Source organism: Marinomonas hwangdonensis (genome assembly GCF_003721245.1).
Classification (GTDB): domain Bacteria; phylum Pseudomonadota; class Gammaproteobacteria; order Pseudomonadales; family Marinomonadaceae; genus Marinomonas; species Marinomonas hwangdonensis.
This window is the reverse complement of the sequence record NZ_RIZG01000001.1, coordinates 566,819-588,704: the sequence shown is the minus strand read 5'-3', so window position 1 is coordinate 588,704 and position 21,886 is coordinate 566,819. Positions and strand designations below refer to the sequence as shown.

21 protein-coding genes are annotated in these 21,886 nt (G+C 47.4%); 4 read left to right on the top strand and 17 right to left on the bottom strand.

Annotated features, from left to right (window positions below; translation table 11 throughout):
* Positions 1-174: 174 nt before the first annotated feature.
* Positions 175-1,206, bottom strand: a complete 1,032-nt coding sequence (locus EBI00_RS02720; RefSeq protein ID WP_123094373.1) for a CobW family GTP-binding protein — start codon at positions 1,204-1,206, stop codon at positions 175-177.
* 72 nt (positions 1,207-1,278) lie between these two features.
* Positions 1,279-1,803, bottom strand: a complete 525-nt coding sequence (locus EBI00_RS02715) for an RNA methyltransferase (protein WP_123094372.1) — start codon at positions 1,801-1,803, stop codon at positions 1,279-1,281.
* Between the two features lie 213 nt (positions 1,804-2,016).
* On the opposite strand from EBI00_RS02715, the gene EBI00_RS02710 reads away from it, so the two are divergent.
* Together EBI00_RS02710 and EBI00_RS02705 are read left to right on the top strand one after the other, a co-directional pair.
* Positions 2,017-2,880 carry a TraB/GumN family protein gene (locus EBI00_RS02710; RefSeq protein ID WP_123094371.1) on the top strand — a complete coding sequence of 288 codons (864 nt, stop codon included), beginning with the start codon at positions 2,017-2,019 and terminating at the stop codon, positions 2,878-2,880.
* Between the two features lie 200 nt (positions 2,881-3,080).
* On the top strand, positions 3,081-4,373 hold the full coding sequence (locus EBI00_RS02705; RefSeq protein WP_123094370.1) for an NCS2 family permease: 1,293 nt from the start codon (positions 3,081-3,083) through the stop codon (positions 4,371-4,373).
* A 140-nt stretch (positions 4,374-4,513) separates the two neighbouring features.
* On the opposite strand, the gene EBI00_RS02700 is transcribed toward EBI00_RS02705, so the two are convergent.
* From EBI00_RS02700 to paaF, 15 genes are all read right to left on the bottom strand, one after another.
* Complete coding sequence (locus EBI00_RS02700; protein WP_123094369.1) at positions 4,514-5,545, bottom strand: TRAP transporter substrate-binding protein; 1,032 nt, start codon at positions 5,543-5,545, stop codon at positions 4,514-4,516.
* 61 nt (positions 5,546-5,606) lie between these two features.
* On the bottom strand, positions 5,607-6,935 hold the full coding sequence (locus EBI00_RS02695; protein ID WP_123094368.1) for a TRAP transporter large permease: 1,329 nt from the start codon (positions 6,933-6,935) through the stop codon (positions 5,607-5,609).
* Position 6,936: 1 nt separating this feature from the next.
* Positions 6,937-7,470, bottom strand: a complete 534-nt coding sequence (locus EBI00_RS02690) for a TRAP transporter small permease (RefSeq protein ID WP_123094367.1) — start codon at positions 7,468-7,470, stop codon at positions 6,937-6,939.
* 86 nt (positions 7,471-7,556) lie between these two features.
* Positions 7,557-9,611, bottom strand: a complete 2,055-nt coding sequence (gene paaZ / locus EBI00_RS02685) for a phenylacetic acid degradation bifunctional protein PaaZ (protein WP_123094366.1) — start codon at positions 9,609-9,611, stop codon at positions 7,557-7,559.
* Positions 9,612-9,671: 60 nt separating this feature from the next.
* The gene (gene paaE, locus EBI00_RS02680) at positions 9,672-10,745 is read right to left on the bottom strand and encodes a 1,2-phenylacetyl-CoA epoxidase subunit PaaE (RefSeq protein ID WP_123094365.1); all 1,074 of its coding nucleotides are present in this window, start codon (positions 10,743-10,745) and stop codon (positions 9,672-9,674) included.
* 37 nt (positions 10,746-10,782) lie between these two features.
* Positions 10,783-11,316, bottom strand: coding sequence for a 1,2-phenylacetyl-CoA epoxidase subunit PaaD (gene paaD, locus EBI00_RS02675; RefSeq protein ID WP_123094364.1), 534 nt, complete (start codon positions 11,314-11,316; stop codon positions 10,783-10,785).
* Entirely contained in the window at positions 11,303-12,067 is a 765-nt protein-coding gene (paaC, locus tag EBI00_RS02670) for a 1,2-phenylacetyl-CoA epoxidase subunit PaaC (protein WP_338322915.1), read from the bottom strand. Before paaC ends, paaD begins: the two co-directional genes overlap by 14 nt.
* 4 nt (positions 12,068-12,071) lie before the next feature.
* Positions 12,072-12,353, bottom strand: coding sequence for a 1,2-phenylacetyl-CoA epoxidase subunit PaaB (gene paaB, locus EBI00_RS02665; protein ID WP_123094362.1), 282 nt, complete (start codon positions 12,351-12,353; stop codon positions 12,072-12,074).
* Between the two features lie 21 nt (positions 12,354-12,374).
* Positions 12,375-13,364, bottom strand: a complete 990-nt coding sequence (paaA, locus tag EBI00_RS02660) for a 1,2-phenylacetyl-CoA epoxidase subunit PaaA (RefSeq protein WP_123094361.1) — start codon at positions 13,362-13,364, stop codon at positions 12,375-12,377.
* 138 nt (positions 13,365-13,502) lie between these two features.
* A complete protein-coding gene (gene paaK, locus EBI00_RS02655) occupies positions 13,503-14,822 on the bottom strand; it encodes a phenylacetate--CoA ligase PaaK (protein ID WP_123094360.1) in 1,320 nt (439 codons plus the stop codon).
* A 131-nt stretch (positions 14,823-14,953) separates the two neighbouring features.
* Complete coding sequence (gene pcaF / locus EBI00_RS02650; RefSeq protein ID WP_123094359.1) at positions 14,954-16,165, bottom strand: 3-oxoadipyl-CoA thiolase; 1,212 nt, start codon at positions 16,163-16,165, stop codon at positions 14,954-14,956.
* A complete protein-coding gene (gene paaI / locus EBI00_RS02645; protein WP_206612542.1) occupies positions 16,158-16,625 on the bottom strand; it encodes a hydroxyphenylacetyl-CoA thioesterase PaaI in 468 nt (155 codons plus the stop codon). The genes pcaF and paaI overlap by 8 nt, the downstream gene beginning before the upstream one ends.
* The gene (gene paaH, locus EBI00_RS02640) at positions 16,618-18,159 is read right to left on the bottom strand and encodes a 3-hydroxyacyl-CoA dehydrogenase PaaH (RefSeq protein WP_123094358.1); all 1,542 of its coding nucleotides are present in this window, start codon (positions 18,157-18,159) and stop codon (positions 16,618-16,620) included. Before paaH ends, paaI begins: the two co-directional genes overlap by 8 nt.
* A 2-nt stretch (positions 18,160-18,161) precedes the next feature.
* On the bottom strand, positions 18,162-18,953 hold the full coding sequence (gene paaG, locus EBI00_RS02635) for a 2-(1,2-epoxy-1,2-dihydrophenyl)acetyl-CoA isomerase PaaG (protein ID WP_123094357.1): 792 nt from the start codon (positions 18,951-18,953) through the stop codon (positions 18,162-18,164).
* A gap of 68 nt (positions 18,954-19,021) precedes the next feature.
* A complete protein-coding gene (gene paaF, locus EBI00_RS02630; RefSeq protein ID WP_123094356.1) occupies positions 19,022-19,807 on the bottom strand; it encodes a 2,3-dehydroadipyl-CoA hydratase PaaF in 786 nt (261 codons plus the stop codon).
* Positions 19,808-20,215: 408 nt separating this feature from the next.
* On the opposite strand from paaF, the gene EBI00_RS02625 reads away from it, so the two are divergent.
* Both EBI00_RS02625 and paaX read left to right on the top strand, forming a co-directional pair.
* The gene (locus EBI00_RS02625) at positions 20,216-20,806 is read left to right on the top strand and encodes a phenylacetic acid degradation protein PaaY (RefSeq protein ID WP_123094355.1); all 591 of its coding nucleotides are present in this window, start codon (positions 20,216-20,218) and stop codon (positions 20,804-20,806) included.
* Between the two features lie 57 nt (positions 20,807-20,863).
* A complete protein-coding gene (paaX, locus tag EBI00_RS02620) occupies positions 20,864-21,829 on the top strand; it encodes a phenylacetic acid degradation operon negative regulatory protein PaaX (RefSeq protein ID WP_241556929.1) in 966 nt (321 codons plus the stop codon).
* Positions 21,830-21,886 lie beyond the last annotated feature (57 nt).

The window sequence follows — 21,886 nt, the reverse complement described above, 5'->3', positions numbered from 1 at the left end:
CTTGTGACCTCTTTTTGTTTTTGTTTCATGGGTTCTGAACAGAACCATTCGATAATAGAAAGAGTCGTCTATCAGCGCCATTCTCTCAATAACAAAAGGGGCCAAGATTAGTAACAAAATACTTCAGCGCTATTACAAGATTATCCATGGGTACTGTTAGCGCCTTTTTCTAACTCAAAGGAATGGCGTATTTTCTCCGCCATCAAAACACGTTTTAACCATGTTTACCCAGTTGCCATCCGCGTGACCAATCACCTCACAAAGGCTTTCTCCCGTCCAAGCAGAATGCAATATCGAGATCTCGCCTTTAGACACATTGACAAAAACAGCCGTTTTAGCATCCAAAGACAACACCGCTTTTATACGATATATCTCTGGCAAAGACGCCATGACATCCAGATGAGATCGTACACTTGCTTCGTCGAAACGAGTCATGTGTGACCATCGCCAACCCAGCACCTGCATCGCACCCTGCTGTTTACTGTAATGACCGATGACATTAAAAGTCGAAGCATGGTCGTGGTCGTGGTCGTGGTCGTGGTCGTGGTCGTGGTCGTGATCGTGATGATGATGCAAAAGACGAGGGGCCTTATTGTTTAGCAAACGAATATCTAATGCCTGCACATCAAGCCCCATCGGCTGAGTACGAAATATATTTGGTGCAATGCCTTTGGCCAATAATTGCGTAAAATACGTCTCCGCTTGTTGATCGTTTTCAAGGCTGTAACGATCCACATGGCTCAAGACAATGCCGTCTGCCGACTCGATTTGCTCATTAAATATGGCATGTTCGGTGTAACGTGGATTGCTTAAGTTCCGTGCATCAAGCACACAAAAGGCCCCCGTAAAAAGAAAAACATCCTGATACATGGGATCGAGGAGTTTGCTTATAATTTGTTTCGGGTGACCCAATCCGGATGGCTCAATAAAAATTCGGTCTGGATTGTACTGTCGAACCAGTTGATTCAGCCCTTGTTGAAACGCGGCAGAGGTAACACAACACACACAGCCCCCTGGCACTTCCCGAATGGCGACGCCCAAATCAGCATAAAAGACCCCATCCAGTCCTATATCACCAAACTCGTTTACCAACACCGCCCAGCGTTCGTGAGGGGGCGCTTTTTCTAATAAACTTCGAATTAACGTTGTTTTACCTGCCCCCAAAAACCCCGTAATTAAGGTTACCTTAATTCCTTGATAGCGCATCAATACTGCCCTTATGTTATTAACCTTGTGTAATGTTTAACACCCACTATTGAACAGTAAATCAGCCCAAAATTAGCGACGCACAATAACGTTGTTATTCACGTCTTTGCTCGCCAAAATAAGCGCATCGCCAGCATTCGCGGCAGACGATTTTGCCAAGCGGTCATACAGTAAAACATTGACTGAAGCAGCTAAATTCAAACACCCCACGGTTGGGATAAATACCACAAAATCTGCCCTATCTACGGTTTTTTGGTCTATGGTGCCGTCTTCCGGTCCGAAAATATACAAGGCCTTAGAAGGATGCTCAAAGGCAGGCAGAGGAGTCGCCCCCGGAATCAGATCAACACAAACAATCTTGACATCTTCCTCCACCGCATCAATGAAGCTTGGCTGGTTTAACGCGTGGATATTAACCAAGGGAATGTAGGAACGCGCTTGTTTGGTATCCGTAGTCATCTTTGATGCTCGATCGTAACGCTCACCTGAGTACCAAACTTGATCAACCTTAAAACACCCTGCCGCGCGCATTACTGCGCCAACGTTGGTTATGCTTTTAGGATTTGTTAAACCAATCACTACCTGTTCTTGTTTCATTTATTTTTACTCAGTTTCAAGATGGCTGACAAAGCACCATGATACCACCGTTCAACATCCGAACAGGATGACTTTGCTTTGCCCCGAACAGATAGGATGAATATGCACAAAAAAACCACATAAATTGACGACTTTTCATTGCGTAAACACGTACACTGCGTGTCAGTTTTTAAAGTGCGAATACGGACGTACCCCATCACATCGGAGAAATAGATGACGTTGATTAAAAAATGTGGCTTATCATTACTGGCACTCTTCACCGCTTTTCAGGCCCATGGTGCGTCTGTTTGGAAGGTCAGTTCTGACATCAGTTCATTGTATATCGGTGGCACCATACATTTATTAACCCCACAAGATTACCCCTTACCCAGTGCCTACAACGATGCTTATCAAGCCGCGGATAAAATCGTGTTTGAGACCAATATGGCGACGATCAGCACGCCCAAGTTTCACCGTTATATGCAAACACAACTCTCCTACAACGATGGCACCACCATTGATCAAGTCATCAATACAGACACGTATCACGCGCTGTCTGTGTATTTAGCCGCTAGACAAGTCCCCATGATGGCCGTCGAAAATCTCAAGCCCAGTGCCCTCGCCATGTCACTGAGCATGATTGAACTCAAGCATTTAGGTTTTACCAGTGAAGGGGTCGACCAATTTTATGCGCGCCTCGCATTGCAAGAGAATAAACCGATTGGTTGGCTTGAGGCGCCTGAAGAACAAGTGGCCATGCTGGACGCCATCAATCAACAGGACAGTAACGCGATAATTAACTACGCTTTATCAGACATAAAAAACATGCCTTATACCATGAAGGGCCTAAAAAGAAGTTGGCGCACTGGTGACATGGAAGCCCTTGCTGAGCTGGAATTAGGCCATTTCAAAGAAGAGTTTCCCGACGTGTATCAGTCACTGCTAGCGGATCGTAATGCACATTGGATGCCCCAAATTGAACACATGTTAAGCACAAACGACGTAGAAATGGTCATGATTGGTGCAATGCACCTAGCTGGGGAAGATGGTTTATTGGTTATGCTCAGAGATCGTGGCTACAAAATCACTAAAATGTAAAGAAAATACGCTTTTAGTACGGTTTTTTTGCATTTTCTCTCCCCAAAACACCACGAATTTTTTATAATTGGCACCGAACTTGCTCCTGACCAAATGATCAGTAATTAAATAATTTCGGTGCTTATTATTGTGTTCTTTCATTCCCTTGATGAAACCACAAAACAAGCAGTTTATCCCCTCACCACTTTAAAGGTTACCCTATGCTCGAACGCTTTTTTCAACTTAAAGCACACAATACGACGGTACGTAATGAAGTCGTTGGTGGCGTCACTACCTTCCTTACTATGGCTTACATCATCTTTGTTAACCCATCTATGCTGGCACAAGCGGGTATGGATCAGGGTGCGGTGTTTGTGGCAACCTGTTTAGCCGCTGCAATTGGCTGTTTAATAATGGGCTTATACGCCAATTACCCTATTGCTATGGCCCCAGGGATGGGATTGAACGCCTTTTTCACCTATGGCGTGGTTTTAGGCATGGGCTATACATGGGAGCAGGCTTTAGGGGCTGTTTTCCTTTCTGGTATTATCTTTATTTTCATCAGCATTTTTAAAATACGTGAATGGGTCATTAATGCCATTCCGTCCTCTCTGAAACTGGGGATCGCAGCGGGTATTGGTCTCTTTTTGGCAATGATCGCCTTGAAAAATGCCGGTATCATTGTAACGAATCCCGCTACCCTAGTATCACTGGGCGACCTTTCTGCACCTTCGGCTATTTATGGTTTGCTTGGTTTCTTTGTGATTTGTGCCCTTGCGTACTTGAAAGTAACGGGTGCCGTCATGATAGGCATACTGCTGATCACCGTTCTTTCTATGGTTTTTGGACAAAATGAGTTTGGTGGCTTGGTATCGGCACCACCTTCTCTAGCGCCTACTTTTATGGCGATGGACATTGAAGGCGCATTTCAAATCAGCATGATAAGCGTTATTTTTGCTTTCCTCTTTGTTGACTTGTTTGATACGGCCGGCACCCTAGTCGGTGTAGGCCAACGTGGCAAGCTACTCGATAAAGACGGTAAATTGCCACGTATTAAAAAAGCCTTACTTGCTGATTCTACGGCCACCGTTGTTGGTGCTGGTTTAGGTACATCGTCGACAACCAGCTACATTGAAAGTGCGGCTGGTGTGGCCGCGGGTGGCAGAACGGGCCTTACGGCTGTTGTGGTTGCTTTGCTGTTTTTACTTAGCTTATTTTTTGCCCCATTAGCAGGTTCTATCCCGGCTTACGCAACGGCAGGCGCATTAATGTACGTTGCCGTTCTAATGGCGGGCAGCTTGTCTCATGTGGATTGGGATGACATCACAGAAGCAGCGCCTGTGTTGATTGCGGCTTTCACCATGCCACTTACGTTTTCTATCGCAGATGGCATTGCCTTGGCGTTTATCAGTTATGCCGCGATTAAACTTTTTTCTGGTCAAGGTAAAACGGTCAGCGTCGCTGTTTATGTCTTGGCGGCGCTGTTTATTGCGAAATTCTTTATTTTCGTTTAACACGTCCCGTTAAAGAAGCAGGTTCAGAAAGGTTCAAATAGGCACAAAAAAAGACAGGAACAGATGGTTACTTAGCAAAGAGGCCACTGTTTCTGTCTTTTTTATTTCCGCATTACAACTAATAATGGAGCAACAAGGCGTTATTTATTCGCGCTTAACGCATCGACATTTTGTCTAAAAAACGCTAATGCCGATTTAGCATCCACTTTTCGATCCGCTACAGAATCAATCCAAGATTGATCGATGCCCTTTGAAATTGCTCGCATTTCTTTTACTAACGCATCTTCTTCAAACAAAAATACTACATTAACGCCGTTCGCTTTTGCTTCTGCAATGCCTTCGTCATCCGCACTACCCCATGCAGCACCCGCCAACCTAGACAATTTTTCACCAGACACGCTCATGATGGCCTCACGGTCTTTTTTGCTTAAATCAGCAAAGGTATCTTCGTTCATCACTATGCTGAACGCTGTGGTGTAAAGGCCTTTCGGGAAAAGAATCAGGTTCTTTGTTACCTCACTCAAACGCAGCGTTTTTTGCTGATCAGCGGGTAAAAACGTCCCATCGACTACGCCTTGTTGTAACAGCTCATAAGACTTAGGTGCAGGGGCCGAAATAGGCGTGACTTCTAACCGCTCAGCAAGGGTATTCACCAGACCTCCACCAAGGCGCATTTTTTTGCCTTTTAAATCTTCAAGCGAATTGACATCAAAGTTGGTGTAAAGCTGACCAGGGCCATGCACAAACATCCCAAGCAAATGCAATCCCATAAATTCTTGATCGGCTGTGAAATATTCTTCATAGGTATTCCATAGAGCAACAGAACCCACTTCAGCATCTGAAATCTCACCAGGAATTTCTGCGACACTGGCCAACTTGAATCGACCTGGCAAATAAGAGTTAACACTAAAGCCAACATCAAAAACGCCATCTTCAACCGCATCAAAAATAGACTTAGGGTCGCCCGTGTAGTTTTCAATGACCACTTCCACTCGCCCTTCGGTGGCTTCTTCAACCCACTTTTTCCATGTAGGCCAAACAACGGCATTTTGCGCGCTGGTTGGCGGCAACCAAGTCGCCACATGCAAGGTCGTGGCGGCTCCCACAAAACTAGACGCCAACATGGAGGCACCGCAAGCGACCCAAAGAAGATTTTTTTTCAGTGTTAACATTTTCTATTCCTCTATTTTATGATTTTTATAAGAAACACAACTCAGGTTCACACCTGCTAGACTAGCCGTACAACACATTTGGCAAGAACAATGACACCTGCACAAAAAAAGCAACAATTAACAATCGAATAATATCGGCACACCAGAAAGGTGTTACCCCTTTAAAAATGGTGCCCGCTGACACGCCTTTTATGACGGAGCTCAACACAAAAACGTTCATCCCCACTGGTGGCGTAATCAGACTGATCTCAATGACAATCACAACCACAATGCCAAACCAAATAAGATCAAACCCCATGCCCGCTACCAATGGATAAAAGACCGGTACGGTTAACAGCAGCATAGAAAGACTTTCGAACACCATTCCCAAAATAAGATAAATTACCAAGATCACCATCATCACCAGCATAGGACTCATATCCAATGCCGTCACAAAACCAAGCAAGGCATCCGGTAAGCCCGCGCGAGTGATAAAGTCAGAGAAGATGAACGCCCCAATCACCACACTAAACAGCATGGCTGAAGTGCGTGTCGAGTCGACTAGAGCTTCAAAAAGACTGGAAAAACTTAATCTACGACGTCCTAGACCAATCAACAAAGCGCCCCCAGCACCGAAACCGGCGGCCTCCGTTGGAGTGAAGATGCCCAGATAAATCCCCCCCATCACCACAATAAAAAGTGACAAGACCCCCCAAATACTCTTAAGCGCTATCAGTCTTTCTTTAAAGCCCATTTTCTCGCCTGATGGACCCGAGGCTGGATTACGCCACACCACATAGCGAACCGCGCCTAAATAAAGAAGAATCCCCAATAAACCAGGTATCAATCCCGCAGCAAAAAGCTCACGAATGCTCGTTTGTGTTAGCAGTCCATAAATCACCAGAATCACACTAGGGGGAATTAAGATACCCAGTGAACCACCGGCTGCGATCGACGCTGTTGCCAAGCTATCTGAGTAGCCAAATTTGCGCATGGGCGGCATGGCCACTTTTGCCATGGTTGCCGACGTAGCTAAACTGGAACCACAAATCGCCGAAAAACCACCGCAGGCTAAAACCGTAGACATCGCCAACCCGCCTTTACGATGGCCTAAGAACGCATAAGCCGCATTGTAAAGTTCTTGTGACAACCCTGCCCGAGTCACTAGATTCCCCATGAGAATAAACAAGGGGATGATGGACAAGTTATAGTCTTGTACTGTGCCTATGACACGGCTAGCAGCCAGTGTCAGGGTAGACGTCCAGCGAAACGAAAACAGATTGTCAAAACTCAAGCCTTGCAACATAGCAAAACCAAAGAAACCCACTAACCCCATTGCAAAGGCAATGGGCATACGCACCACCAAAATTAGAACCAAAAGCACGGCGAAGCCGATTAAAACCACTGACATGTTAGTCTCCAAGTTGCTGAGATTGATGATCGCCTTTCAGCACGCGATAGGCACCGTACGTCAACATGCAAGCGGCGGTTAACCAACTCATGATGGCGATGTACTCCGTTAAATAGCCTGTTGGAATTTTGAGGTATTCCGTGACTTCACCACGACGAATCGAACGCTCTGCCAGTTCATAAATACGGTGAGCTAAGAAATAAAACGCAGAAGAAACAACAAACACAGAGAACATACCGAGCAATTTAACGATGCGTCCGCCTAAGAAATTGTCTAGCAAATCCACTACGACATGGTTCCCACGCCAAGTAATAAGTGGCATTTGAGCAAAAACTAATATCGCCAGCCCTATTTGTGTCAGCTCGAAAGCCCCGTTTACGGAGTTGTTAAACAAATATCTTCCTGTGACATCCACACAAGTCAGCATCATTAAAAAAAACAATACAGACGCCGAAATGGCTTCTAATATGAAACCAATCCAGCGGTAAATATTCGGTTCAGGATAACGCTCATCAATCCACTTTTTTATCGACATAACCCTTCCTACACTTTTTATAATTTTTATGAGGCAAAACAGGACAAAGGCGATAACACCGCCTTTGTCCTACATTAATCAAAGAGTCAATTAAATTGCTTTTTTACCAGTGTGAGAATGTCGTAACTTGCTACCAATTCATCTTTTTGATTAGTAACTTGCACGTCCCAAACGACAACGCCTTGAGGCTCCCCTTTTGGGCTGAGCTTACCTTGGTCAATCTTACGCTTACACGTCAAACGTGCTCGTATGGTGTCACCAATCGGGACTGGCGTAATAAAGCGCAAGGTATCCAAACCATAGTTTGCTAACACTGGGCCTTCACCCGGAGAAACAAACAGACCCGCAGCAGCCGATAACACAAAGTAGCCATGAGCTATACGCTGTTCAAACTGAGAGTCACGGGCCGCTATGTCATCAAAGTGCATATAAAAATGATCGCCAGACAAACAGCCAAAATTAACAATGTCACTTTCTGTCACTGTGCGTCTGTGCGTTAACAGAGACTCACCAATGCGTAAGGTTTCAAAGTAACGACGGAACGGATGCACATCACTCTCAAAAGTATCACCACCACGAACATATTCATCGGTAACCGCTGACAACATGGTCGGTGAACCTTGTATGGCCGTACGCTGCATATAATGTTTCACCCCACGCAAACCACCTAACTCTTCACCACCACCGGCTCGACCAGGGCCACCGTGCTTAAGCATAGGCAAAGGAGAACCATGGCCTGTCGACTCTTTCGACGAAGCGCGGTCCAAAATATGCACACGACCATGCCACACCGCCAAAGCAGGAACCACTTGTCTCGCGATCTGAGGGTCCGCGGTCACCAAGGTTGTCACCAAAGAGCCTTTACCACGTGCCGCAAGGGCAACCGCATGATCAAGGTCACGATAAGGCATCAAAGTACTGATAGGGCCAAAGGCTTCAATATCATGAGCACCACCTGGCGCATCAGGATCATTACTGAGCAGCAAGGTCGGCTTCACGAAAGCACCGTTTTGGACCTCATCACCCACAATGCCAGCGTCACTGCCATGACCATAAACCAAGGTACTCGACTCAAGCAAAACCTCTAATTGCGCCAACACATCTTGCTTCTGATCAAAAGACGCCAGCGCTCCCATACGCACCGAATCTAGACGAGGATCCCCCACAGTCACCTTGTCTAGACGCGCCGACAAACGTTCGCAAACCACGTCTACCTTATCTTCAGGAATCAAAACGCGACGAATCGCCGTGCATTTTTGTCCTGCCTTAACCGTCATTTCACGAGCCACTTCTTTGATAAAAAGCTCAAATTCTGGGCTTTCAACACTCACATCAGGTGCCAGAATCGCACAGTTCAAAGAATCCGCTTCTGCATTAAACGGCACAGAGTTATTAATCAAATTTGGGGTGACTCTTAACTTCGCAGCGGTATTCGCTGACCCGGTAAAGGTCACGACATCTTGTCCATCTAAACGGTCGAGTAAATCCCCTGTGCGCCCAATCACTAACTGCAAGCTTCCCTCTGGTAACAAACCAGAATCCTGCATCAGACGCACACAGGCTTCCGTCACATAAGACGTAGACGTGCCTGGTTTAACAATACACGGCATACCCGCCAAAAAATTGGCCGCGAATTTTTCTAACATCCCCCAAATCGGGAAGTTAAACGCATTGATATGTACCGCCACGCCTTTTCTTGGTACCAGAATATGAGAGCCATAAAACTGCCCTTCACGACCTAAAGGAAACGCATCGTCTTCATGAATTAAGTTGCCAGAAGGCAATTCACGACGCCCCACACTGGCATAAGCGAACAGCGTACCGGCACCGCCTTCAATGTCTATCCAGCTGTCATTGCGAGTCGCACCGGTCAAAAGGGAAATCGCGTACAAAGACTCTTTGTGTTCAAGTAAATATTTACCAAGGTCACGTAAGCACGAAGCACGACGTTGGAAGTCCATCGCCATCATGGATACACGCCCTCTGGTGCGAGCAAAATCAAGCGCCTTAGCAAAATCAATCGTCTCTGCGTGTGTATGGTAAATCGTCTGACCATCTAACGGACTGACGATGGCTTGCCCTACTTGGTTACCTAACCATTCGCCGGCGATAAAACTTTGTAAAATTGGGCTCTGGCTCATTTTGTTCTCCACGGGTGATATAACACCATTGCATTATTATTTTTAGGTATGTAAACAGGACTAAATCTGATCAAAGTCCAAAACCACTTTTTTAGAAACAGGATAAGACTGACAAGACAAGACATAACCGGCTTCCACTTCGTAATCCTCAAGACCAATGCTGACATCCATATCCACTTCACCTTCAACGACCTTACATTTGCACGTTGAACACACCCCAGCACGGCAGGAATAAGGCAGATCAGCCCCATGCTCATTGCCGGCATTCAGCAGGTTTTCTGTGTTTTGCTTCAGATCGAAGGTCATGGCATGGCCATCTCGGATAACCGTGATTTCAGAGACATCTGCATGGCTTGCTGCCTGCGCACGTTCTGCTCGTTTACGCTCATTGCCCGCTGCCGCGAACAATTCAAAATGTATTTTGTCTTCTGGTGTGCCCGCTTCTTTGAGCACATCTCGAACGGTTTCGGTCATCAACTGAGGACCACAAATAAAGGCCCCAGTAAGCTGATTCACATTAATATGGCGAGCAAATAAAGCGCGGCATTTTTCTTCATCAATATGACCGTTGTACAAATCAATGTCTTGCTGCTCACGGCTGAGAATAAAAATGACATTGAAACGTTCCATGTAGGTGTTTTTCAGCTCGCTCAGTTGCTCTCGAAACATAGTAGAAGATGTCGAACGGTTGCCGTACAGCAGAGTCACTTTGCTAAAAGGCTCAGCCGCCAATGTGGTTTTGGCAATAGACAAGATAGGCGTAATACCACTGCCTGCGGCCACCAATAAATAATCACCGTGACGCTGTGAATCTAATTCAGCGGTAAAGCTACCGAGGGGAGGCATAACATCAATGAGATCGCCTTTTTTTACCACTTCATTTGCATAAGTAGAAAACACACCCTCTGGAACGCGTTTAATGGCAACACGCATTTCACCTTCTTGAACGCCACTGCAAATCGAGTAGGAACGACGCACTTCTTGGCCGTCAATTTGGGTGCGCAAGGTCAAAAATTGCCCCTGTTTAAATTGATAACTCTGAGCCAGCTCAGCCGGAATATCGAAAGCAAGCGAAACAGAGTCGCGCGTTTCACGACGCAAATCGGCAACAGTCAGTGAATGAAATTGGTTCATCTGGATCTCCATGGCCACATGATTATTTTTGTGTGGCTCAAATGCATTTAAAATAGTCGAACGGTTCTAAACAAGACTTGCAGCGATACAAGGCTTTACACGCCGTAGAGCCAAATTCGCTCAACTGCTCCGTGTCCTGACTGCCGCAATTGGGGCACTCAACCAAGGTCACGGTAGACAACAAAGAACGTTTACTGGAACTGCCGACCGGAGGCGCAATACCATAGGCTTTCAGTCTTTCTCTGCCTTGCTCGGTAATCCAATCCGTTGTCCACGCAGGATCTAACGACTGAATCACTTTAGGCTTAGCAAAACCGGCCTCTTGCAGCGCATCATAAATAGACGATTCAATGTATTCGGTGGCAGGGCAACCAGAATACGTGGGGGTTACCGTCACATGAATGTGGCCATCGAGCCAGCGGACAGCTCGGACAATGCCAAGATCCATCACGCTGACAACAGGCACTTCAGGGTCCATTACCTCATGCAATATCTGAAAAGCACGCTGAATGTCCTGATCGTCGCCTGACCGACCTCGCTGATCAGTGGTTATTAACTCACCAGCTGGCATCGGGATAAGCTCTTTGTAAAAATTGCATTTCGGCTAACAGCGTTCCCAAATGCTCCGAGTGAACCCCTGCTCGTGCATTCAAATAAAACGAACTCGCCGGTTCAGGGAGCGTCAAAGTCGCGTTCGATAATGTGTGTTTTACCGTTGACCGCCATAACTCAGGCAGCGTCGCCAACGAAGGCAGTATCCCTGATGCAGACAAAGCGCGCTCAGTGTCACCTTCTTCCATTAACTCGTAGGTAAAACGCCATACCGTATCAACGGCTTTTTCCATACGCTCATGGCTTTCTTGCGTACCATCACCTAAGCGCTCAACCCATTGTGTAGAACGACGTAAATGGTAAGTCACCTCTTTTAAAGACTTGGTGGCAATGGCGGCAATGCGCTCATCACTGGCTTGCTTCAACAAGGTCAAAAGGTGGAATTGCCAAGCATCGTAGAAGAACTGTTTCGCCATAGTGACGGCAAAGTCGCCATTGGGTTGCTCGACCAAGAGTAGGTTGCGAAACGCACGCTCATCACGACGAAAGGCCAGCGCATCCGCGTCCGTACCGTCGTTAATCCGCTCCGCCGCGTATTCGTACCAGTTACGTGCTTGGCCCACTAAATCCAAACCCACGTTCATCATGCCCATTTCTTCTTCAAGCGCTGGCGCACGACCGGTCCATTCGCACAGCCTTTGTGCTTGAATCAAGGCACTGTCACCGAGACGCAATAAGAATTCTGTCAGTTCATCATAGTTAGTCATCATTACCTCACATGTGTCCGACTTCATCAGGCAGCTCGTAGAAGCTGGCATGGCGATAGACCTTGTCTTCAGACGGATCGAACAGTGCGTCTTTTTCGTCTGTCGCGGTGGCGGTGATAAAAGCAGAAGGCACCACCCAAATGCTCACACCTTCGTTTCTGCGGGTGTAAAGATCACGGGCATTTTCAATCGCCATTTCTTGGTCTGTGGCATGAACGCTGCCAACATGCTTATGGTTAAGACCATGTTTACTGCGAATAAATACTTCAAAAAGTGTCCACTCAGACATTAGGAATCCCTCAAATACTAGTTAGGCAGCCGCCTGTTGTTGTTTTTTATTAGCATGGGCAATTGCCGCTTCTCGAACCCAAGCGCCACCTTCAATGGCATTTTTACGTGTTTCAATGCGCTCTCTGTTACAAGGACCATTGCCTTTAAGCACCTCGTAAAACTCATCCCATTGAATGGCACCGAAGTCATAGTGGCCACGTTCTTCATTCCACTTCAAATCAGGGTCTGGCACCGTACAGCCGAGTATTTCAAGCTGAGGAATGGTTTGATCAATGAAACGTTGACGCAGCTCGTCATTCGTATGACGCTTAATTTTCCAAGCCAAGGATTGCGCTGAATTCGGTGAGTCTGCGTCGCTTGGACCAAACATCATCAAAGATGGCCACCACAAACGATTAATCGCATCTTGCACCATGTCTTTTTGCGCTTGGTTACCATGGCGCATCATGTGCAACAAGATTTCGTAACCTTGACGCTGATGGAAACTTTCTTCTTTACACACGCGAATCATGGCGCGTGAATAAGGACCATAAGAGGTACGCTGAAGCGGAACCTGATTAACGATTGCGGCGCCATCAACCAACCAACCCACAGCCCCCATATCAGCCCAGTTAAGCGTTGGATAATTAAAAATACTGGAATACTTAGCGCGACCTGAATGCAGTTTTTCAATCTCTTCATCACGGTCGGCGCCCAAGGTCTCCATGGCGCTGTATAGATACAAACCGTGACCTGCTTCGTCCTGAATCTTTGCCATCAGCTGTAACTTGCGCTTAAGCGTTGGCGCACGAGTAACCCAGTTACCTTCTGGCAACATACCCACGATTTCAGAATGGGCATGCTGAGAAATTTGGCGAATAAGTGTTTTTCGGTAATTCTCAGGCATCCAATTTTTCGGCTCGATTTTAATCTCGGCGTCAATCTTCTCCTGAAAAGCCCTTTCTTCCGGTCCCATCTCAGCCAGTGACTTAACGGTTTTAATCCCAGTTTCAACTTGTTGTGCGTACATAAGATGATCTCCAATGCGGTAGAAATAAGACGACTACATACAAAAAGAATAAACTAATGACACATAAATTCAAGTTAATTGTTATTTTTTTGTATCATATTATTGAGTATTTTTTAATCGACCATTTTTCGTCCGTCATCAACCCGTAAAACGGTTATCGAAAACGCGCTTAGCCTTGCCTTCTGAACGTGAGATATCACCCACATCACGCAACTTCACATTAATACTGATACCTACAGAGGATTTTACGTGGTGACGCAATGCATTAATGGCGGCTAAGGTTTTTTGCTCATCAAATTGAGCGCATTCTGGGCGTAACTCAACATGCACTTCCATCACGTCCATATTGCCGTTACGATACAAATGTATCTCGTAATTTTCAGAAAAGTGATTCACTTTAATCACTTCTTCTTCGATTTGTGTCGGAAAAACATTCACTCCTCGGATGATCATCATGTCGTCACTGCGACCGGTGATCTTATCAATACGGCGCATGCGTCGAGCCGTACCTGGCAATAAACGCGTGAGGTCACGAGTACGGTAGCGAATCATCGGCAGCGCTTCTTTACTCAAGCTGGTAAACACCAGCTCACCCATTTCACCATCGGGCAACACCTCACCCGTATTCGGGTCAATAATTTCTGGGTAAAAATGATCTTCCCACACGGTGGGGCCATCTTGAGTTTCTGCACACTCCATGGCGACACCGGGCCCCATAATTTCAGACAGGCCATAAATATCCATTGCGCGGATGCCTGCACGCTCTTCTACAGAACGCCTTAGCTCTAAAGTCCACGGCTCTGCACCAAAGATCCCAAGGCGTAATTTCAAGTCCAGTGGATTCACCCCCTGCCTTTCCATTTCATCCAGCAAATTGAGCATGTAGGAGGGTGTCACCATAATGATGTCTGGCTGAAAATCTTTAATCAGTCGCACTTGCTTTTCCGTTTGTCCACCCGACATCGGAATCACAGTACAACCCAGACGTTCAGCACCGTAATGCGCACCTAAGCCCCCAGTAAACAAACCGTACCCATAAGCGTTGTGCAAAATATCGCCTTTACGCCCTCCTGCGGCTCGAATCGAGCGCGCCACAATATTCGCCCAATTATCAATGTCATTTTGGGTATAACCCACCACGGTTGGCTTACCTGTGGTGCCACTTGAAGCATGAAGGCGCACGACTTGGTTCAAGGGGGTGGCAAACATGCCGTAGGGATAGTTATCTCGTAAATCAGATTTGGTAGTAAAGGGCAGCTTGGCAATATCGTCCAATGACTGGATGTCATCAGGGTGCAAATTCAGGCTATCTAGGCGCTGTTTGTACATGGGCACATTGTCGTAGGCGTGCTTGACTGACCACTGCAAACGTTGCAATTGATGATGACGTAATTCATCAATGCTGGCGGTTTCCATCGGGTCAAGTTGATCGGGGTTAAATTCGCTAAGAATACTCATGTCATCTCTCTTTTATTATTATTCAATGAAAGTGGTTGCAACACAGGCGCTGCCACAACCACATTCGCTAGTTACTTATTCTTGGTTTTTTTAGAGGTATTTGTTGCTTTTGCTTTACCGCTTGACTGTGACTAGAGTCGCTCAATCACAATCGCAATACCTTGACCGACACCAATACACATGGTGCACAAAGCGTAGCGCTTTTGTTTGATTTCTAGCTCGTTTAAAGCAGTAGTGACTAATCGCGCGCCACTCATACCAAGCGGATGACCTAAGGCAATCGCGCCACCATTTGGATTCACTCGCGCATCGTCATCGGCCAAGCCAAGCTCTCTCAGCACGGCAAGCCCCTGAGAAGCGAAGGCCTCGTTGAGCTCAATCACGTCCATATCTGCTAGCGTCAATCCCACTTGAGCCAACACCTTTTTTGTCGCTGGGGCTGGCCCTATCCCCATGATACGAGGTTCAACACCCGCAGCCGCCATGCCCAGCACTCTACCGCGTGCTTTTAAACCGTAGGTCGCTGCCGCTTCTTCGCTTGCCAATAACAAGGCACACGCACCGTCGTTTACGCCTGAGGCATTGCCCGCCGTGACAGTACCTTTTCCGTCATGACGAAACGGCGTCGCTAATTTCGCCAGCGTTGCCAAACTGGTATCTGCACGTGGATGCTCGTCTTGGCTGACCACCAGCGGATCGCCTTTACGCTGAGAAATCACCACCGGCGTAATCTCGCGCGCAAGACGGCCGCTTTCCTGCGCAACAGCGGTTTTTTGCTGACTGCGCAGGGCAAACTTATCTTGGTCTTCGCGAGAAATAGAAAATTCCTCAGCCACGTTTTCGGCGGTTTCAGGCATAGAATGCACACCAAACTGATTCGCCATCAGTGTATTAACAAAACGCCAACCTATCGTGGTATCAAACATATTTGCCTGACGTGAAAACGCCTGATCGGCTTTACCCACCACAAAAGGCGCACGTGACATAGATTCAACACCGCCCGCAATCATTAGCCCCGCTTCACCGGCGCGAATCGCCCTGGCCGCCGCACCGACCGCATCCATCCCCGATCCGCATAAGCGGTTAATCGTTGAGCCAGGAACGCTAGTAGGCAACCCCGACAACAGTGCTGACATACGCGCTACGTTACGGTTGTCCTCACCGGCTTGGTTAGCACAGCCGTACAAGACATCGTCGACGTTTGACCAGTCCACCGTTGGATTACGCTCCATCAATACCTTGATAGGAATGGCCCCCAAATCATCCGCTCTTACGCTCGACAGTGCACCGCCATAGCGACCAATAGGGGTACGAATAGCGTCTATAATTAGGGCATCAGTCATTTGCGTTCTCCTTTGAAAGAATCTCACCATTTAGGCGATAGGATTTACCGTGAAAAAGTGCGATGAGTTGTGCGTCTTGATTGCGAATTTCGACGTCGTAATTGCCCGTACGACCACCGCGACTCTTTTCAACGCAATGGGCGGTCAAAAGATCACCGAAATAGGCAGGCGCCACATAATCAATTGAACAGCCTTGGGCGACCGTTGGTTGGTCGTAAGTATTGCAAGCAAAAGCAAAAGCCGAATCGGCTAAGGTAAATAAATACCCGCCATGGCAGGTTTTGTGCCCTTGCAACATAAAGTGATCCACTTTCATCTGTACAGTGGACTGGCCAGGGGCAGAAAAAAGCAGCGACATACCCAGATACTGGGACGCCACATCGCGCTCGAACAGTGTATGTGCGCACTGCTTGGCAAGCTGATCAGCAGCGTCTTTCTCGGTCATTGACATATTAGTCATGGAAACGTGCTCCTTGAATCGCCATACGGCGCAACAACAAAGAAGGTCGGTAGCGATCTTCACCATACGCTTGCTGTAAGTGGCGCAGCACGGTTTCGACATATTCCACGCCCAAACGGTCTGCCCATAACAAAGGCCCTTGGGGATAATTCAACCCAAAGCACATGGCCGTATCCACACCATCAGCACTGGCAACGCCCTGCAGTACCGCATCGGAGGCTTCATTTGCCAAGGCCACCACAGTGCGCATCACAACCAAAGCCGGCGAATCGGCCACTTCACTTACCGCGATACCCAAGGCTTCAAAACAACGTAGAACATCACTCAGGGCTGCATCCGACGTGGTGGCAGCACGACTCACCGCCAAACGCTCAGCACGCTGAAAATCGAGAGCCAAATCCACCAAAACAAGCTGTTCCAGCTGATCTTCCGCAGCACGCTGGCAGGCCATGCGCCCATCGGTGAGCGCTACAGTAGCGCGACCAATTTTCAAACACCCCTGGCTAAGCTGCGCGCTCTTATGTAGGGTGATACCCGCATCAGTCAGACGCTGAGCCAAGCCTTTTAAGCTCGCTACATCGTCAGCCACATAACACACTGTCTCGGTTGTGATATCGTCAGATAAGGTCGTTGACGACGTCACCTTGGCCGTGGGTTTCTCGTCGCCGTCACGGTAGGAATAAAAACCTTGCGACGTTTTACGCCCCAAATAGCCCGCATCCACCAGCTCTTTCTGAATCAAGGAGGGCTGAAAACGAAAATCGCCGTAATAGGCATCAAATACCGAACAGGTCACCGCGTAATTAACGTCGTGACCAATCAGATCTGTCAGCTCAAACGCCCCCATTCGAAAGCCACCAGCGTCTCGCAATAAAGCATCAAGGGTTGCACAATCCGCCACCTGCTCTTGTCGCAAGCGAAAGCTCTCGGCATAAAAAGGGCGCGCCACTCGGTTTACAATGAAACCCGGTGTAGACGCCGCATAAACCGGTTTTTTACCCCAGTTGAGCGCCGTGTTGTAAACGCACTTAGCCACACCGTCCTCAGTAGCCAATCCAGAAATCACTTCCACCAACTTCATAATGGGAGCAGGATTAAAAAAGTGCATTCCCACCATACGACCAGGATGCTGCATACCCGCCGCGAGCCGAGTAATCGAAATCGACGAGGTATTGCTTGCCAAGATGCAGCGTTTATCGCAGACGGACTCCAGCGTGCTAAAAATGGCTTTTTTAACATCTATGTTTTCAACAATGGCTTCCACAACTAAACCGGCGTTCGCAAAGTCTTCTAGACGCTCCACCACATTCAATCGCGAGACAATTTGCTGAACCTCTTCGTCGGTAAATTTTTTGCGCTCAACCAGTTTCGCCATTTGCTTGGCAATCGTCGCAATGGCCGCTGCCGCGCCCCCTTCTCGATTGTCGTAAAGTGACACTGTATGACCCGCTTGCGCTGCAACTTGAGCAATACCTGCGCCCATAGCACCAGCCCCAATAACCCCAACCACCACTGACTTATCTAAAGCTTCCATAATCACTCTCCTTTAAATTCAGCAGGGCGTTTTTCCATGAAGGCTTTAACGCCCTCACGATAGTCCTGAGTCTGGCCAGCCATACGCTGCAAATCACGCTCAAGGTCCAGCTGAGTCGAAAAGTCATGATCAAAACTTTGATTCAGTGCGCGCTTAATGTAGGCCAAACCTTTAGTTGGCTGAGTCGCCAAGTGACGGGCCAGAGTCAGCGCCTCTTCGCGCAAGTCCTGGTCGTCTACCACACGATAAATCATGCCCCATTCCAAGGCTTTTTCCGCCATCAATGGCTCCCCCAGCAAGGCCAATTGTTTTGCTCTCGCCATGCCCACAAGACGAGGTAAAAACCAGGTACCACCAGAATCAGGAATCAAACCAATCTTACAAAACGCTTGAATGAACTTGGCTGAACGCGCCGCTATCACCAAATCACAGGCCAAAGGAATATTGGCACCAGCGCCAGCGGCAACACCGTTAACGGCGCAAATCACTGGCATAGGAAAGGCTTGCAATTGCTTAATGAGAGGGTTGTAAAATCGCTCGATCGACAATCCTAAATCAGGTGACTCTGCCGTAGGATCCACATTGCGATCGGATAAATCTTGCCCAGCGCAAAATCCACGCCCTTCCCCCGTCAATACCAACACCCTAACGCGCTCATCTTTTAAAGTGGCTTTAAGGGCTTGCTGCACTTCAAGGTGCATCGCCTCGTTAAAGCTGTTTAATGCACTAGGACGGTTTAAACTCAGCAGTGCCACGCCAGAATCCACAGAATACAAAATATGTTCGAAGTTCATTGCTATTGCCCTATGTAAAATAAAAACAGTCGACCAAAAAACACGTCGTTAATCGATCCAGTAGACGATTAGCGACCGATAAAGTGGGGTCTACGCTTTTCTTTGAAGGCGGCTATGCCCTCTTCTCTGTCTTGCGTTCCCGCCAACACGGTGAAGGCATAACGCTCGAAACGCAGCCCTGTGGCTAAATCCGTGTCCATGCCTTTTAAGATCGCTTCTTTGGCTAGACGCACAGCCAAACTGCCCTTACTGGCGATTACTTTACCTATTGCTAAGGCTCTGGAGACAGTCAATTCTGGCTGAGTTATTTCACTGATAAGACCCGCTTCTTTGGCTTGTCGGGCTTGAATGGGTTGTCCGGTGAGTACCATTTGCATGGTAAGTGACTTGCCAACGGCTTTGAGCAAACGCTGAGTTCCCCCCGCCCCTGGCATAATGCCGAGATTAATTTCTGGTTGCCCAAATTGGGCATCACTGCCTGCAATCAAGATGTCGGCGTGCATGGCCAATTCGCAACCACCGCCTAGGCAGTAACCGTTTACCGCCGCAATGATCGGCTTAGGAAAACGTGTAATTCGCTGCCAATACTGCTGTCGAGGGTCATTTAACATGCCAACAAGGTCGCGTTCGGCCATTTCATTAATGTCGGCACCGGCTGCAAACGCTTTCGCGCTCCCCGTCAGCACCACAACACGAATATCATCAGACGCTTCAGCGGCATCCATCACCTTTGACAGCTCAGCCAATAAGCCCGTGGTCAACGCATTCAATGCTTCGGGACGGTTTAACCGTACGAGCTGAACCCCCTCATCAACATCGGAAACCACCAAGGTTTTGTAATTTTTATTTGTCATTTGATTCAACACCCAATCTTTTTGGTTGGTATTTGTCTAATGTGAACACACAGCATTGCTATAAAGATGACCTATAATAAGATACAAAACAATATCAAATTACATTTTTTTTGTATCTCTTTTTTATTTTACCCGTCATTCCAATTAAAAAAACATCTAGGTAAAAGGTCATATAAAAACGCTAAATAGCAACAAATCATCGAAATTATCGCTGAAAAATCGGTAAAATCTCGTTAACACTCTCAATAAGAAGTAGGTATTTAACAGCGTTAATAAAAAAGAAGATTCTGAGAAGTCAATTTACGATACAAAAAAAAGACAAAACAACAACTTTAAGAAGCATTTTCATCAAAATGCCGTTAAAATAACAACACGCAAAACAAAAACAACAAAAGGGAAAGATTGACTATGCCTTATTACAAAATAGATGGCGTGACCCCAGTGGTTCACCCTACCGCCTACGTTCACCCAACCGCCACCATCATTGGTGATGTGATTATTGGTCCAGGTTGCTACGTTGGGCCTGGGGCGTGTTTACGAGGCGATTTTGGCCGTATTACCATGGAAGAGGAATCCAACATGCAAGACAATTGCGTGGTACACGGTTTTTCAGACACCCACACACTGATCAAAAAGCATGGTCACATAGGTCACGGTGCGGTATTGCATGGCTGTGTGATTGGTGAAGACGCCTTGATCGGCATGAACAGCGTGGTGATGGATTATTCTGAAATAGGCGCGGGCTCCATTGTGGCCGCGGCATCCTTTATCAAAAATCGTTTTACCTGCCCACCTAGATCACTCGTGATGGGTGCTCCCGGTAAAATTGTCCGCAGCGTCACCGACGACGAATTAAAATGGAAACAAACCGGCACGCAAGAATACATAGAACTGTCTAAACGCTGCCTCACGTCTATGGTGGAATGCTCCCCCCTTAATGCAGAGGAAGAAAACAGACCGTCACTGACCCGCAAAGATCATCGACCTAAAAATGAATAAAGTAGTATAATCAATCTAAATACATGCAAGCCCAGCACTCTTTAGAAGCAGGTCTAGATGTCAACAAACAGCTCAACCACACTGGACCGCCAGTCAACAATGAATAAACTTAATACGTTAGACACACTCATTACACGCTTTAAAAACCAAAAACCCATTCGAGCGTCTTCTCTCGTTATTACTTTGTATGGCGACACCATTGAACCACACGGTGGCACCGTCTGGCTGGGCAGTTTGATCAAACTACTGGAACCTATGGGCATCAACGAAAGACTGATGCGAACCACCATCTTTCGCCTGACTCAAGAAGGCTGGCTGACCAATGAAAAAGTCGGCAGAAAAAGCTATTACAGCCTAACGGGATCAGGTAGAAGAAAGTTCGAACAGGCGTTTCGGCGCGTATACACCCCCTACCAAACCGTGTGGGATGGCTCTTGGTGTTTGATCATGACGCATACGCTGAACGCCGATGAGAGAAAACAGCTGCTGGATGAGTTGAATTGGCAAGGCTTTACCGTGTTAACGGGACACCTTATCGGCAGTCCGAACGCCACTTTAAGCGATGTGAATACCGTACTGGCGTCGCTTGGATTACAAAACAAGGTGATCACCTTTCAAACCCACCAGCAAGAAGAACTGGCAGGGGTGCAAGTACGAACCTTAGCAAAAGACAGCTGGGAACTGGACAAACTTGGCGCACATTACCAAGATTTCATTGACCTGTTCCGACCGGTTTGGCAAGAGCTGAGTGAAAAAGATCAGATTGACCCTGAATCCAGCTTCCTTACCCGAACCTTATTGATTCACGAATTCAGAAAACGCTTACTGCGCGACCCTCAGCTACCCGAAGAGCTGCTACCTGGAGACTGGGAAGGCCGAGCCGCTCGGCAACTTTGTCGTAATATTTACCGCAAAGTCTCTCCCGCGGCGGAGCAATGGCTGGCGCAAAACCTAGAATCGGCCAATGGACCACTGCCCGAAGCGTCTCAAGCCTTTTATCGACGCTTCGGCGGACTAGACTGAGCAGCACTAACTGCACAAAAAAAGCACGTACAAAAAAAGCGCAGTGAGTCCAACTTA